15 protein-coding genes are annotated in these 15504 nt (G+C 61.7%); 13 read left to right on the top strand and 2 right to left on the bottom strand.

Features of this window, described 5'->3' with window-relative positions; genetic code table 11:
• Positions 1-53: 53 nt before the first annotated feature.
• From M2366_RS02255 to M2366_RS02275, 5 genes are all read left to right on the top strand, one after another.
• Positions 54-812, top strand: coding sequence for an ATP-dependent zinc protease (locus M2366_RS02255; RefSeq protein WP_224432971.1), 759 nt, complete (start codon positions 54-56; stop codon positions 810-812).
• A gap of 3 nt (positions 813-815) precedes the next feature.
• Entirely contained in the window at positions 816-2354 is a 1539-nt protein-coding gene (locus M2366_RS02260) for an inactive transglutaminase family protein (RefSeq protein WP_042039738.1), read from the top strand.
• 3 nt (positions 2355-2357) lie between these two features.
• Positions 2358-3323, top strand: coding sequence for an alpha-L-glutamate ligase-like protein (locus tag M2366_RS02265; RefSeq protein WP_042039740.1), 966 nt, complete (start codon positions 2358-2360; stop codon positions 3321-3323).
• A gap of 239 nt (positions 3324-3562) precedes the next feature.
• Entirely contained in the window at positions 3563-4489 is a 927-nt protein-coding gene (locus tag M2366_RS02270; RefSeq protein ID WP_042044096.1) for a hydrogen peroxide-inducible genes activator, read from the top strand.
• Positions 4490-4563: 74 nt separating this feature from the next.
• Entirely contained in the window at positions 4564-5031 is a 468-nt protein-coding gene (locus M2366_RS02275) for a C40 family peptidase (RefSeq protein ID WP_042044098.1), read from the top strand.
• A gap of 43 nt (positions 5032-5074) precedes the next feature.
• Here M2366_RS02275 and M2366_RS02280 read toward each other — a convergent pair whose 3' ends face one another.
• Entirely contained in the window at positions 5075-5368 is a 294-nt protein-coding gene (locus M2366_RS02280) for a hypothetical protein (RefSeq protein ID WP_259268839.1), read from the bottom strand.
• Between the two features lie 209 nt (positions 5369-5577).
• Between M2366_RS02280 and M2366_RS02285 the strand changes: the two genes are divergently transcribed.
• Positions 5578-6984 (top strand): coniferyl aldehyde dehydrogenase, encoded by a 1407-nt coding sequence (locus tag M2366_RS02285; RefSeq protein WP_259268840.1) that lies wholly within the window; start codon positions 5578-5580, stop codon positions 6982-6984.
• A gap of 64 nt (positions 6985-7048) precedes the next feature.
• Here M2366_RS02285 and cysM read toward each other — a convergent pair whose 3' ends face one another.
• Positions 7049-7939, bottom strand: a complete 891-nt coding sequence (gene cysM / locus M2366_RS02290; protein WP_259268841.1) for a cysteine synthase CysM — start codon at positions 7937-7939, stop codon at positions 7049-7051.
• Positions 7940-8074: 135 nt separating this feature from the next.
• On the opposite strand from cysM, the gene M2366_RS02295 reads away from it, so the two are divergent.
• From M2366_RS02295 to M2366_RS02325, 7 genes are all read left to right on the top strand, one after another.
• Positions 8075-8332 (top strand): GNAT family N-acetyltransferase, encoded by a 258-nt coding sequence (locus M2366_RS02295; protein WP_042042931.1) that lies wholly within the window; start codon positions 8075-8077, stop codon positions 8330-8332.
• Positions 8322-8918 (top strand): nucleotidyltransferase family protein, encoded by a 597-nt coding sequence (locus M2366_RS02300; RefSeq protein ID WP_259268842.1) that lies wholly within the window; start codon positions 8322-8324, stop codon positions 8916-8918. Before M2366_RS02295 ends, M2366_RS02300 begins: the two co-directional genes overlap by 11 nt.
• A 116-nt stretch (positions 8919-9034) precedes the next feature.
• Entirely contained in the window at positions 9035-10858 is a 1824-nt protein-coding gene (locus M2366_RS02305) for a SulP family inorganic anion transporter (RefSeq protein WP_259268843.1), read from the top strand.
• Positions 10859-10994: 136 nt separating this feature from the next.
• Complete coding sequence (locus M2366_RS02310) at positions 10995-12341, top strand: MATE family efflux transporter (RefSeq protein WP_259236302.1); 1347 nt, start codon at positions 10995-10997, stop codon at positions 12339-12341.
• An 11-nt stretch (positions 12342-12352) separates the two neighbouring features.
• The gene (locus tag M2366_RS02315; RefSeq protein ID WP_259268844.1) at positions 12353-12946 is read left to right on the top strand and encodes a hypothetical protein; all 594 of its coding nucleotides are present in this window, start codon (positions 12353-12355) and stop codon (positions 12944-12946) included.
• A gap of 311 nt (positions 12947-13257) precedes the next feature.
• Positions 13258-13476, top strand: a complete 219-nt coding sequence (locus M2366_RS02320; protein ID WP_042042935.1) for a YdcH family protein — start codon at positions 13258-13260, stop codon at positions 13474-13476.
• A 174-nt stretch (positions 13477-13650) separates the two neighbouring features.
• Entirely contained in the window at positions 13651-15447 is a 1797-nt protein-coding gene (locus tag M2366_RS02325; RefSeq protein WP_259268845.1) for an MOSC N-terminal beta barrel domain-containing protein, read from the top strand.
• The last annotated feature ends 57 nt before the right edge of the window (positions 15448-15504 follow it).

Here is a 15504-nt window from a genome sequence, read left to right on the forward strand (position 1 = left end):
TCAAATCCAGGAAGCACAGCTAAATGAATGACATGAAAAGCAAATTGAAAGGAATGACCCTGCTCTCTCTGCTCAGCCTCGGCGGGTGTGCTCAGTTGGAACAGGCACCCACAGTGCCGCCGCTGACCCTGGCCGAGCTCAGAACAGAATTGAGCCTGAGTGAACAGAAGATCCAGCTCGCCATGGCGCAACAAGCGCGCCAGACCGTCCAGCAACAACAACTGCTGACCCAGCTCAATACTGATGTCGTCAACATGAAAGAATCTGTGAACAAAGTCGATAGCAAGCTGGCCACCCTGCCCGCACAGCCGCCCAAGCCACCCGCGATCCCGACCGAGCAGTGCGCCGCCCCCGATCAGGGCCACACCGTCGATGGCAAGCTGCTGGTAGGGGAAGCGGAGTGGATCTGGGTGGATGCCGCCAATGACGCCTTCCAGGCGCGGGTCGATACCGGGGCAACCACCTCCTCCATCAGCGCCCAGGAGATCACCATCTTCGAGCGCAATGGCAAAAACTGGGTGCGCTTCTTCCTGAGCCATCAGGATCTCGATGACAAGATCCAGATAGAAGCCCCGCTGGTGCGCCATGTGCGCGTGCGCCAGGCCTCTGCCGACGATCTCGACCGCCGCCCCGTGGTGCGCCTCACCGTGCGCATCGGCGACATGACCGAGAAGGCCGAATTTACCCTGAAAGACCGCAGCGACATGACCTTCCCGGTGCTGCTGGGTCGCGAATTCCTCAAAGACATCGCCGTGGTCGACGTGGCCCGCGAATATATCCAACCCAAACCCAAGCTCAAGGATGTGAAATAATCCATGGTTTCCCGTAAGCCGTTCTATTTGCTGGTAGCCCTGCTGTTCATCGTCGGCATGGGGATGACCATCTATCACCATATTGCCCTGGACGTGCCGCTCACCCCGGGTGAGAAGCGTCAGATCTGGTCCATCGAGGCCAAACTGGAGTTCGATGCGACCGGGGAACCCGTCATCGCCTCCCTGGCCATTCCGGGTACCCAGCCGGGTTACACCCTGATGAACGAGAATGCGGCGAGCCCGGGCTATGGCCTGTCGTTTGTCGAGAAGAACGGGGATGCCCGTGCCGAGTGGTCCATCCGCACCGCGACCGGCCGCCAGGAGCTCTACTACCGGGTCGACATGATGGCCGATGCCCATGCCAAACCCGCCGCCCTGGCCCAGCCGCCCTCCATCGAGAAGCAGATCGAGAGTGAGCCTTACGCCACGGCCATGAAGCAGATCCTCGAGCGCGCCCAGGAGCGTTCCGCCGATGGCTACACCCTGACCCGCGAGATCATCAAGGAGATCGAGAAGCAGGAGCAGAACGCCCAGTTGCTCAAGTCCCACAAGAGCCGCGCCAACCTGATTGCCGAGCTGCTCAACAACGCCGACGTGCCGACTCGGGTGGTGCACGCCCTCAGCCTGGAGGACGGTCGCCGTCGCCAGGAGCTGGTGGACTACTTGCAGGTGTTCAACAGCCCGACCGATTATCAGCTGTTTAACCCTCAGACCGGCGAACAGGGCCGTCCTGCCAATCTGCTGCTGTGGGAATACAACTCCGGAGCCCTGCTGGATGTGACCGGCGGTCATAACTCCAAGGTCACCTTCTCGATGATCGCTCAGGAGCAGCCCGTCAGTGTGGCGCTGTCCCAGAAGTTCGAGCAGTCCGAGATGATGAACTTCTCCATTCACAGCTTGCCCCTGGAAGAACAGGCGCTGTTCAAGGGACTGCTGCTGATCCCCATCGGGGTGCTGATGGTGGTCTTCCTGCGAGTCCTGGTCGGTATCAAGACCTCGGGCACCTTCATGCCGGTGCTGATTGCGGTCGCCTTCATCCAGACTCAGCTCATCACCGGTCTGGTCGGCTTCCTGCTCATCGTCGGTACCGGTCTGGTGATCCGCTCCTACCTGTCGCGGCTCAACTTGCTGCTGGTGGCGCGCATATCGGCGATCATCATCATGGTGATCTCGATGATAGGGCTCTTCTCCGCACTGGCGTTCAAGCTGGGGCTGACCAGCGGCGTGAAGATCACCTTCTTCCCGATGATCATCCTCTCCTGGACCATAGAGCGCATGTCCATCCTCTGGGAAGAAGAGGGCTCCAAAGAGGTGTTCCGTCAGGGGGGCGGTTCCTTGCTGGTCGCCGTCATCGCCTACCTGGCCATGGATAACGAGCTGATCCGTCACCTCACCTTCAACTTCCTCGGCCTGCAGCTGGTGCTGATGGCAACCGTGCTGGTGATGGGTAACTACACCGGTTACAAACTGAGCGAGCTCAAGCGTTTCAAACCGCTGGTGGATGAGATGAAGTCGGGCGTCACGCCGGGTAAGGACAAGTAACAGATGTGGTTCTGGGAAAAATACACCAGCCCGTGGAGCCTGGCCCAGTCAGGCATCCTCGGCATGAACAAACGCAACCACAGCTACATCAGCCGCTATAATCCGCGCAACCTCTATCCCCTGGTGGATGACAAGTTGCAGACCAAGAAGATAGCGCTGGATGCCGGCGTGACTGTGCCTGATCTCATCGGGACCATTCGCGAGCAGCATGATGTGGCCCGCATCACCGAGCTGGTCAAGGAGTGGCCGGGCTTTTGCATCAAGCCGGCCCGGGGTTCGGGGGGCAAGGGGATCCTGGTGATCCTGCGCCAGGAAGATGGCCTCTTCTACAAGCCCAACGGCAGCGCCTCCAATGGCCAGGATCTGGAGCGCCATGTCTCCAACATACTGGCGGGCCTCTATTCCCTGGGCGGCAAGCCCGACGTGGCGCTGGTGGAAGGGCTCATCAACTTCGATGATGTGTTCGACGGCTATTCGTTTGAAGGGGTGCCCGATGCCCGGGTGATCATCTTCAAGGGCTTCCCGGTGATGGCCATGATGCGCCTCTCGACTGCGGCATCGGATGGCAAGGCGAACCTGCACCAGGGCGCCGTGGGGGTGGGTCTGTGCCTACGTACCGGCCGGGCGCTGCGGGCGGTGCAGTTTGGCAACCCCCTGCGCCACCACCCGGACACCGGCCTCGACTTGTACGAGCTCAAGGTGCCTCACTGGGATACCCTGCTGACACTCGCAGCATCTTGCTATGAGATGTCGGGACTGGGGTATATCGGCACCGACATGGTGCTCGACAAGTTCCGTGGCCCCATGCTGCTCGAACTCAACGCCCGCCCCGGCCTCGCTATTCAGATAGCCAATGGCCGCGGTCTGGTGCCCAATCTCAAGACCATAGAGAAGCTGGGGTCGACCAAGATGACGGTGGCGCAGCGCGTCGCCTTCTCCAAGGAGCACTTCGGCATCTTCGACGAGTGATGGTGTCGCAGACACTGACTCAAGCGCGCCTTCGGGCGCGTTTTTTATTGGGAACACCCCTGACTCGCCACTCGCGCCCCCAATCTCCCTGCCCGCCATCCCCGGGGATAAAGCTTGCTACAGGCTGAACCCAGGGAGGCTTTCAGCCTGTCAGCGCCCTTTATTAAAGCGACAAGAAACGGCGCCAATGTTAGATTAGTTAAATCAAATTAAATAGATAGAACGGATCAGGTACTCCTATGCAACGCTGGCCCAGCCTGAAACAGCTCCAATATCTGATAGCGCTCGACGAACACAAGAACTTCAACCGCGCCGCCAAGGCGTGCCATGTCAGCCAGTCGACCCTGAGCACCGGCATCCAGACCCTGGAAGACATGATGAATCTGCAACTGGTCGAGCGCGACCACAAGAGCTTCATCATGACCCCCATCGGGCTGGAGGTGGTCGAGCGGGCCCGCAACCTGCTCTCCGACGCCCGGGATCTGATGGAGCTCGGCCAGCAGCAGGGGGGCGTCATGCAGGGTACGGTGCGGCTCGGCTGCATTCCGACCATAGCCCCCTTCCTGCTCAGCAAGCTGGTGCAACGCTGCGCCAAGACCTACCCGGACCTGGAGCTGCTGCTACGGGAAGACACCACCAGCAACCTGCTCAAGCAACTGGAGCAGGGTCAGCTCGACCTCTTGATCCTGGCGTTGCCCATCGAGATTGGTGGTTTCCATTGCAAGGCGGTCGGTCAGGATCCCTTCCACATGGTGATGCCCAGCGACATGGCGGCGGGGCTGCACATGCCGTTCGACTATAAAGAGCTGCCCAGCCAAAGCATCTTCCTGCTCGAGCGCGAGCACTGCCTGACCGAGCATGCGGTAAGCGCCTGTCGACTGCGGGACAAGAGCAAGATCAACCCCTTTGCCGCCACCAGCCTGCACACCCTGGTGCAGATGGTCGGCGCCGGGCTCGGCACCACCTTCTTGCCACAGATGGCCATCGATGCCGGCATCCTGGATAACACCGACCTGGTGGCCATCCCGCTGCCGGGTGAGCAGGCCTACCGGGAGATAGGCCTGGTATGGCGCCCAAGTACCACTCGGGTCCAGACCTTCTACAAGCTGGCTGAGCTGGTCAAGCCGCTGATCGAGCCCCAATCCGAGTCGGCTCTCACGACATGAATGAAGGGGCTTCTCTCTTCCAGGTTGGCATGCGGGCACTGCGCTCACGTTTGAATTCGATATGAGGGAGTGAAATGTCGATGAAGCTGATCCTGCCCCTGCTTGCCCTGTTGCTGGCCGCCTGTTCCAGTACACCGGAGCCTGTGCCCCCCTCAGCGCCTGACAAAGCCTTCAATGGCTTCTTTCAACAGTGGCGCGGGGTTCCCTATCGCATGGGTGGCACCAACAGAGCCGGACTAGACTGCTCCGCCTTCACCCAGCTCGCCTATCAGCAGGTGCTGGGCTTCCAGCTGCCCCGCACGACCGAGTCCCAGGCCGATCTCGGCGAGGCCATCCCTCGCAGCGAGCTGCGTCATGGGGATCTGGTCTTCTTCAAGACCGGCTGGGATCAGTATCACGTCGGCGTCTACACCGGGGCCGGGGAATTTATCCATGCCTCCACCAGCAAGGGCGTGATCCGCTCACGCCTCGACAATGTCTACTGGCGCAAGCATTACTGGCAGGCACGCCGCCTGACCTCCGTCACCGGGCCCGCCGGCTGACAACACTCAGGCCCCGAGGGGCCTGAGTGTTGCGTGGGACGGGTCAGGCCTTGCGGTGCCAGCGCGGTGAACTCGCGGTCTCCCCCCAGGGGGTGACACAGGCCAGATGCGCCCCCTCGATGAGACGGTCGCTCTCCCCGAGCACCTCCCCCACCTGGCGATGGATCAGCTTGAGCGCAGGCAAGGGCTGGCTCGCCAGGGAGTGTCCCGCCGCAAAGTAGGCACCCTGATGATGCAGCGCCAACTTCTGGACGAACTCATAGGTATTGAAGCTGGCAGGCATGCGATCTACCACATCATCGACCCTGGTCAGCAAGCGTTCCAATTCCTCTGTCATGACACTCTCTCCCTCTGCTGTGATGAAACACAAATTACCCCAAAATGGTTAGTTTTGACCAGTACCAAAGATGGCTCATGGGCGGTCAACACGATACTGTTGCCGAAAATGGGTGGCGGCGCACGCTTCGCCGCCGCGCCGGGGCCCATGGCTTTACAGAGTACGCGAGGACGAGTTAACGTTCTGGGCCTTATTGTCCGGGAGCCCCTATGGAACAGGCCATGCATTTTGCCACCCAGCTGGATCGACTCAAGTCAGCCTATCAGGCCGCCCCTGCCCCGTCACTCGCCAAGCGACTGGCCAGACTAACGCGACTGGAGCAAGCCCTGCGCACCCACAAGGAGGCGCTCTGCCAGGCGCTGACCCAGGATTATGGCAAACGCAGCCGAGCCGATAGCCTGCTCGCCGATATCTTGCCCTGTCTCACCCAGCTCAAACATGTCCGCAGGCACCTCAAGAAGTGGATGGCTCCGAGTCGGCGCCACCCGGGGCTGCTGCTCACTCCTGCCCGGCTCGATGTCATCTATCAGCCCCTCGGCGTCGTGGGCATAGTGGTGCCCTGGAACTTCCCGGTGATGCTGAGCCTGGGGCCCCTCATCGGCGTCATTGCGGCCGGCAACAGAGCCATGCTCAAGCTCTCCGAGTTCACCCCGGTCACCAATGCGGTGCTCATCCAGCTGCTGAGCGAAGCCTTCGAACCGGATGAGGTGGTGGTGTGCGAGGGGGATGCCCAACAAGGGGCCGCCTTCTGCGCCCTCCCCTTCGATCATCTGATCTTTACCGGCTCGACCAGCATCGGTCGGCAGGTGATGGCCAGCGCCGCCCGCCAGCTCACTCCGCTCACCCTGGAGCTTGGCGGCAAATCCCCCTGCCTCATCGGGCCGGAGATGCCGATGAGCCTGGCGGTGGAACGAATACTCTATGGCAAGAGCCTCAACGCAGGCCAGGTCTGTGTCGCCCCCGACTATGTACTGCTCCCCAAAGGCGAGGAGGGCGCTTTTATCCAGGCCTATCGCGAACGCTTCGAGCGCCTCTACCCCCAGGGATTGGCGAGCGATGACTACGCCTCCATCATCAACCCGCGCCAGTATCAGCGGCTCATCGACTGGCTGGAGGAGGCCGTTGCCGCCGGTGCCCAGGCTCACCCCTGCGCCACCCCGGCCCGGGATGACGAATGGCACCGACTGCTGCCCCATCTGTTGACCGAACTGCCCGACCACTGCCAGCTGATGCGAGAGGAGATCTTCGGTCCCCTGCTGCCCCTGATCCCCTATGAGAGCCTCGACGAGGCCATCGCCTATATCCAGGCCAGGCCCAGGCCCCTGGCCCTCTATCTGATGAGTCTGGATCCCGCGTTGCAAGCCAGGGTGATCAGGGAGACACACTCAGGGGGGGTCGCCATCAATGAGACCCTGCAACAGGTTGCGGCGGACGATGCGCCTTTCGGGGGCATAGGCCCCTCCGGCATGGGCCACTACCATGGGCGGGAGGGATTTCTCACCTTCTCCAAGGCCAAGACGGTACTGCGCCGGGGCAGGTGGAGTCCAGGTACCCTGCTCCAGCCCCCCTATGATCGCTGGTACAAGAAGCTGCTGCTGAGCTGGCTGACCCGCTAAGCGCCAGCACCAAATGACAGCAGGGGCCCATGGGCCCCTGCTGTTGACTGATCCCGGATCGGGTTCAGGCGGGTTCATCGAACACCCCTGTGGAGAGGTAGCGATCCCCTCGGTCGCAGATGATGGCGACGATGATCCCTTGCTCCAGCTCGGCGGCGATGCGCAGGGCCCCCGCCACGGCGCCGCCCGAACTGACGCCGCAACAGATCCCCTCTTCCCGAGCCAGACGACGCATGGTGGTGAGCGCCTCTGCCTGAGTGATGTCCAGCACCCGATCGACCCGCTCTGGCTCGAAAATGGCGGGCTGGTAGGCGGCGGGCCAACGACGGATCCCCGGAATGTGGCTCCCTTCGGCCGGTTGCAAGCCAATCACCTGCACCGCCGGGTTCTGCTCCTTGAGGTAACGGGAGACCCCCATGATGGTGCCGGTAGTGCCCATGGCAGAGACGAAGTGAGTGATGGCTTCGCCACTCTGATGCCAGATTTCAGGGCCCGTGCTCTGATAGTGAGCCTGCGGGTTGGCAGGATTGTTGAACTGATCCAGCACCACCCCCTCCCCCCTGGCCGCCATGGCCAACGCCAGATCCCGCGCCCCCTCCATGCCGTTGTCGACCAACACCAACTCGGCGCCATAGGCCTGCATGGCGGCTCGGCGCTCCTGGCTCATGTTGCTTGGCATGATGAGCCGCATCCGGTAGCCCCTGGTGGCCGCCACCATGGCCAGGGCGATGCCGGTATTGCCCGAGGTGGCCTCGATCAGCCTGGCGCCGGGCCGTAAGCGACCGCTCGCTTCGGCGGCGCGAATGAGGCTCAGCGCAGGTCTGTCCTTGACCGAACCGGCCGGGTTGTTGCCCTCCAGTTTGACCAAGATGGTGACGCCCTGGTGGGGGTTGATGCGCTGCAGACGCACCAGCGGGGTGTCGCCTATCAAATCGTCTAGGGTGGCAAAGGCCATGGTGGCTTCCTGTGCAAATGCGCGGATGAGTTGGCGCGGCTAACGTGGCATCATGAGGGGAGCAGTGTAAGCGAGCTCGCCTCCCCGGCAAAGCGCCGTGCGGCCAGGCTGGCCATAGCAAGAACAGGAGTCCCCATGACAGACATCATTCATGATCAACAGCAGCAAGCCTTCCTCTGCGTGGTTGACGGCCATGAGGCCCGCCTGCGCTATCGGTTGCTCGACCAGCATCAGGTCGATGCCTACAGCACCTTCGTGCCCGGCGAGCTGCGTGGCCAGGGGCTGGCAGACAAGCTGGCACGGGCCCTCTTCGACTGGTGCCAGGCCCAAGGTCTCGAGATAGTCCCAAGCTGCAGCTATATCGAGACCTGGTTGCGGCGCCATGGCGGTTGAGCCTGCGGCTCAAGCTGAGCCCTCTTTCGAGTCCGGCTTGCGGCTGCAAACCGAGGCGCTGCTGCGCGCCGACCCCTATCGCATGGCCTGCCTGATGGCCGCGCGGGATCTGGCCCTGCCCGACTGGGCGCTGGGGGCCGGCTTCGTACGCAACCTCATCTGGGATCATCTCCACCACAAGGCCGAACCAACCCCGCTCAATGACCTGGATCTTGTCTATCTGGACTCACAGGATATGGAGGGGACGCGAGAGTCGGCCCACGAAGCCTGGCTGAGCGCCCGTCTGAGCGGCCGCTGGCAGGTACGCAATCAGGCCCGCATGCACCAGCGTCAGCATGTGGCCCCCTTTGACAGCAGCGAGCAGGCTCTGGGGCACTGGGTCGAGCTGCCCACCTGTGTCGGGGTTCGTCTGCTGCCAGATGGTCAGCTGCTCTGGCTGGCCCCCTTTGGCCTGGCATCCTGCTGGTCCCTTGAGGTCCTGCCCAACCCCCGTTGTCGGCAACCCCGGTCTGTGTTTGATGAACGGGTCGCCAACAAGGGGTGGCGCCGACTCTGGCCTCTGCTCCAGATCCCGGCACCGCAGTAGCATCAGGATGGGACGGGCTGCGGGCAAGGGGCCACACTCAGTAAAAAAGCCACTTTGGCACAACAACTTAACTAAAGTGACTGATATACAGTGGCTTTTATAATACGGGTTTCATGATGCGCGATTTCTTCTCTCTCGAGCGCTGGCTGCCGGGACTGGTTGCCTTGTTGCAATACCAGCGGGCCTGGTTGCTGCCCGACATGCGGGCCGGTTTCTCGGTGGCCGCCGTCGCCCTCCCTGTGGCCATCGCCTATGCCGAGCTGACCGGGGTCGGTGCCATCGTCGGCCTCTACTCCTGCATATTGCCAATGATGGTTTATGCCCTGTTTGGCACCTCACGTCAGCTCATTGTCGGTCCCGATGCCGCCACCTGCGCCGTCATCGCCGCCGTGGTCACCCCCCTTGCCGCAGGCGATGCGACCCGTCATTGGCAGCTGGTCATGACGATGACCGCCATGACGGGCTTCTGGTGCCTGCTCGCCAGCCGCTTCAAACTGGGGGTATTTGCCGATTTTCTCTCCCGGCCAATCTTGATGGGGCTGCTCAACGGGGTCGCCATCACCATCATGGTGGGCCAGCTCTCCAAGATCCTGGGTTTCACCTTCGACGAGCGCTACCTCATCGAGCGGATCATGAGCGGCACCAACTATCTGGCGCGAACCCATCTGCCCACCCTGGCCATGAGCCTCTTTACCCTGCTCATACTGCTGGTCAGCAAACGCTATCGACCGGGATGGCCCTCCTCTATGGTGGCCATGGTGGTCACGGCCGCTCTGGTGTGGGTCGGTCATCTGGGGCAGTTCGGGATTGATACCCTCGGTACCATTGGCTCGGGCCTGCCCGCCTTCCAGATGCCGGAGTTTCCTCCCGGACTGCTCCGTGAGCTGGTATTGCCGGCGTTGAACCTTGCCATGGTGAGCTTCGTCTCCATGATGCTCACCGCCCGCAGTTTTGCCGCCAAGAATGGCTATGAGATTGATGCGGACAAGGAGTTCAGGGCACTGGGCATGGCCAATCTGGCCTCCGCCGTCTCCCAGGGGTTTGCCATCAGCGGCGCCGACTCGCGCACCGCGGTCAACGATGCCAACGGTGGCAAGAGCCAGCTGGTCTCCATCATCGCCGCCATCATCATCGGCTTTATTGCCTTCTACCTCACCTCACCGCTGCAATACATCCCCACCGCCGCCCTCGGGGTGGTGCTGGTAATGGCATCACTCTCCCTGCTCGATCTCAAGGGGTTGTGGGCGCTGAAAGATTCCGACCGCGCCGCTTTCTGGCTGGCGCTGATCACCTTCATCAGCGTGCTGACCATGGGGGTCATCCCCGGCATCACCCTGGCGGTGCTGCTGGGGTTGTTCCAATTCCTGCGCAACGTGATGCGTCCGACGGATCAACTGCTCGGCATGGACGATGAGGGGGTAGTGCGCACCCTGGGCGACAACGAGCAGGCCAAGGCGATCCCGGGGGTGCTGGTCTACCGCTTCAACTCGCCGCTCACCTACTTCAATGCCCCTTATTTCAAACGGCGGGTGCTGGCGCTGCTGGTGCAAGATCCCCATAGCCCCCAGTGTCTGGTGGTGGACGCCGTTGCCTGCTTTACCCATCAGGACATCAGCGTGATGAGCATGGTCGGCGAGCTGCACCGCGAGTTGAAGCGCCGTGGTATCCATATGGTGATGGCAGGCCGCCACGGCCAGCTCAGTCACTGGTTCCGTCAGGCCGGGATCCGGGTCGGCGACGAAGGCATTATCCTCTGCCCCGACATGTATCAGGCGCTGCGCATGACCCGTTGTTACCGCGAGCCTCTGTTCAAGGATGACGAGGTGGTGGAGAGCACCACCGACGCTATCCTCTCCCAGTGGCCCAAAGATGATGCGATGCCAGACTCGGCGCGGCTCACCCTCCCCTGCGAGCAAGAGGCGACGACCAACCAAGCCTGAACCGACGCCAGGCCTTCCCGATGAAGGGAGGTCTGGCGCGCTCTGCTCAGTGCAAGATTGCACCCCGCACCCGCTTGGTGTTAAATGCCCGTCCAGATGGCACTGACGAGGGCCATCCCCAGTATTTGGACTCCCCATGCACACTCAATCCCAAGCCGGACCGGGCACGCTGTTCGCGCTGACCTGGCCGCTGTTTATCGATCTCGCCCTGCACTTCCTGACCGGGGCCCTCAACACCTTCATGGTGGGCCACGTCTCCTACCAGGGCGTGGCGGCGCTGGCGGTCGGCAATCAGGTATTCGATCTGGCCATCACCCTGTTCAGCTTCGTCAGCATCGGCACCAGCGTGGTGATCACCCAGTATCTGGGCGCCGGCGACCGGGAGAAGGCACGGGTCGTCATCCACACCGCCATCGGCTTCAACTTGTTGGTCGGGCTGGTCGCCGCCGTGGGGGTCATGCTGGGGGCGGCGCCCATGCTGGCCTTGATGAACCTGCCGGATCACCTGATGGGGGATGCCCTGCTCTACCTGCAAATCATCGGCCTCTGCCTGCTGCCCGAGGCCGCGGCCCTCTGTCTGGCATCGACCCTGCGCGCCCACGGCCATACCCGTCAGGCCATGTATGTGACCCTGATAGTCAACCTCATCACCTTCGTCGGCAACTTGCTGCTGCTCTATGGCTGGTTTGGTCTGCCTCAGCTCGGGGTCGCCGGGGTCGCCATCAGCACCGTCGTGGGCCGCCTGGTGGGTGTGGTGCTGCTGGTCTGGCTGGTGGCTCGCAAGACGGGGATACGGCTGCGGCTGCCCGAAATCCTCAAACCCAGCCGCCCCATGTTGCGCAAGGTGCTGCATATCGGCCTGCCGGCGGCGGGGGAGAACCTCTCCTGGATGCTGCAGTTCATGGTGGTGACGGCGTTTGTCGGCCTGCTCGGTGACAAGGCGCTGGCGACCCAGTCCTACTTCTTCCAGATCTGCCTGTTCATTCTGCTGTTTGGCCTCTCCATCGGCCTTGGCAACGAGATCATCATCGGCCATCTAGCGGGGGCGCGTCGCTTCGAACAGGCTTACGCCCAGCTGCTGCACAGTCTCAAGCTGGGGTTGATCGTCACCACCCTGATCGCCATTGCCGTGGCCATCAGCGGACGGCAGATCATCAGCCTGTTCACGGCCGATGGCGACATCATCGACATGGTGGCCCAGCTATTTTTAATCAGCCTCATCCTCGAACCTGGCCGCACCTTCAATCTGGTGGTGATCAATGCCCTGCGCGCCACCGGGGATGCCCGTTTCCCGCTCTACATGGCACTGCTGTCCATGTGGGGCATCGCCGTTCCCCTTTCCTATTACCTTGGTATCATGCAAGGCTATGGACTGGTCGGCATCTGGCTGGCACTCGCCTGTGATGAATGGGTGCGTGGACTGGCCATGTTCTGGCGCTGGCGCAGTCGTCGCTGGCAAAACAAACTCCTAGTTGAAACATAAGCGGGATCAGAATGAAGAAAATCGGACTCTTGTTGGCTACTCTGCTGCTCAGCCCTCTGGCCCTGGCGCAAACTGCCGCCACGACCCCCAAGGCACCAGCGCCCCAAACCTGGTATGTGGCGCCCATCGTCATAGATGCAGCAAACGAGGCTCAGAAGGCGCTGACCAAAGCGTTCACCGCCCAGATGATAAAGACCATCAAGATCAACGAGTATCAGACCGGCAAGGCCCTCGGCAAGACCCAGGATCCCAAGTGGTTGATCCGCACCAAGCTGCTCCCGGCAAGTGACGCCCCTCTGGTTGGCAAGAAGCATCCCCAGGGGCTGACCTTCGGCAAGGGTCAACCCAGCCAGGAGATAGTCGGCGAGCTCATCATGAATGGCACCCTGGTGGCGCACATAGGACAAGGCTGGCGTGAACCCATAGTCCCGGGTACCCCTGTGGCCGAGAAGATCACCATCGCCAACTATCGCTATGCCATCGGCAGCGAAGCCAAGGCCGGAGATCTCGAGGAGCTGGCGGCCCAGATTGGTTTTGAAGCGGGCAAGGTCATCGCCCGGGATGGCAAGGCGCTGCCCGAGAAGAGCAAAAAGAAGAAGGAATAGCCCCGCACGGCTATTCGCAATATGAACAAAGGGGCCTATGGGCCCCTTTGTTCACGTCTTCTATGAGCATCCCTTTCTCTGCTCCCCTTTATTAACACGCTTCCCCTGCCTTGCCTGTGGCGCTCCCGGGTGTTCGGCGAACACATCCGTGCTGCGCGATGACGCCAGTCTGCATCAGTCCCTTGTGACGTCGTGATGACAAGGGCAAAAAGAGAGCTCATAACTGCGATCTCGATCACATCTATCTCGCACTCCGGGGTGTAGTTTTAATGGTGTCGGCACACCCAAGCGCAACAAGGAGGCGACATTACATGTTCCCAGAGTACAGAGACCTTATCTCGCAACTGAAGAGCAGTGATGACCATTTCCACGAGAAGTTTGCCTTACACAACGAGCTGGACGGGACCATCAGAAAACTGGAAAAGCATCATGCCAGCGACTTCAGTCCTGAGTTGAGAGATCTGAAAAAACAGAAACTTAAACTCAAAGAGGAGATATACGACATCCTCAAACAACATCAGTCTCATTGAATGCCTAGAAAATTGATCGCGTGATAGCACGGATAAGCAATTTATCCACTCAACCCGGCCCATAGGCCGGGTTTTTCGTCTGCCTGACCCGTGGCGCCGACTGCGCCTCGATTGAGCTTTAGGGGGCAAACCGCTATCTTGTGCCCTCGCCCTGCCACGCTCAAGGAGAGCACCATGCCCCGTCTGGACAGTATTCATCTCTATCCCATCAAATCCACCGCTGGCATGGCCCTGAGCCGGGCCCGAGTTGGCGAGGAGGGACTGGATGGCGACCGGCGTTACATGGTGGTCAAGCCGGACGGCACCTTCATCACGGCCCGCACCCACCCCCAATTGCAGCAAGTGGTCGCCAGCCCCGTCGAGGGTGGCTTGCAACTGCGCTACCCGGGCCAGGAGGTGCTCACGCTGCTGGAACAGGATTTCCTGCTCACCCCTCAATCCACCGGGGTCTGGGGCGACAACTTCACCGCGCTACGTACCCATGAGCGAGCGGATCACTGGCTGAGCCGGGTGGCGGGAGAGTCGGTATTCCTGCTCTGGCTAGGCGATCAGTCTGCCCGTTTTCGTGAAAAAACCGGCACCCGGGTCAGCTTCGCCGATGGTTATCCCCTGCTGCTGATAGGTCAGGCTTCCCTTGAGGATCTCAACCTGAGATCCGATGCCCTGCATCAGATGAGTCAGTTTCGCACCAATCTGGTGGCCAGTGGTCTGCGTCCCTTCGAGGAAGATGGCTGGCGCCGCATTCGTATCGGCGAGGTGGAATTTCTGGTCGCCAAGCCATGCAGCCGCTGCATCATGACCACGGTCGAGCCCGGAACCAGCCGCTTCAACGCGCTCAAAGAACCGCTCGCGACCCTCAGCCGCTATCGCCGCGGCGAGGATAGCGACGTCTATTTCGGCCAGAACCTGGTCGCCCTCAATGAGGGATGGATAGAGGCTGGCAGCGAGATAGAGGTCCTGGAGCGGGTGCGGCCCCAGGTCTACGGCAATGGCGCGCCCAGGAAACGCGCGTTAGTCTGCGTGGCACGCGAGTCACTGGCCCGGGATCTGGAGAGCTTCTGGTTCGAGGCCGAGGATGGCGAACCCCTGGCCGACTACCAGGCCGGTCAACATCTGCCCATCTTTGTCGATATCAAGGGGGAACGGGTGCAGCGTCGCTACACCCTCTGCTCCACACCGGATGCGCCGGGCCGCTACGCCATTGCCGTCAAACGTCAGGCCGACGGGCGGCTCTCCCAGTGGCTGCACCGCCACCTCAAGGTCGGCGATCGCATACTGGCCAAGGATCCTGACGGTGATTTCCAGCTTGCCGTTGAGCGCAAGTTGCTGCTGCTCTCTGCCGGCTCAGGCATCACGCCCATGCTCGCCATCGCCCGCACCCTGGCCCTGCGCGGTGAGCTCGGCGAGGTGCATTTCATGCATCAGTGCCGCAGCGAGGCTGACATTCCCGCCCCCGAGGAGCTGCATGCCCTGGCCCGCCAAGGCATGCAGCTTACTCTTATTTTGAGCCAGGCCGATAGCCACTGGCAGGGGCTGCATGGCCGACTCGAGGCCGACCACCTCGCGCGGGTGCAACACCTGCACCAGCGGGAAGTCTTGCTCTGTGGCCCGCAAGGGTTCATGGCACACGCCATCACCCTGCTGCAAGGGGCCGGGGTGAGCCGTATTCGTCAGGAGAGTTTCGGTGGGGCGCCCCTCATCAGCGCGCGCCCTCATCAGGGATTGACCCTGCAGATAGCCGGCAAGTCCTTTGCTGGCAACAATCAGGGCAGCATACTCGATCAGGCCAGCAAGCAGGGACTGGAGCTGCCCTGGAGCTGCCGGGCCGGGATCTGTGGCAGCTGCAAGCAGACCCTGGTGGCTGGCGAGGTTGAGCAGGCGAGCGCCCCCGCGCTCACCGAGGCCGAACGTGCCGAGGGCAAGATCCTGACCTGCTGCGCCATTCCCCTGACCGACATCGAGATTGCCTGATTGCGGGCCCCGGTCTGGCCATCCATTCAGGACGGGCCAGACTGGGGTGATCGGTCA

It is taken from the genome of Aeromonas sp. BIGb0405 (assembly GCF_024807335.1).
Classification (GTDB): Bacteria; Pseudomonadota; Gammaproteobacteria; order Enterobacterales; family Aeromonadaceae; genus Aeromonas; species Aeromonas rivuli.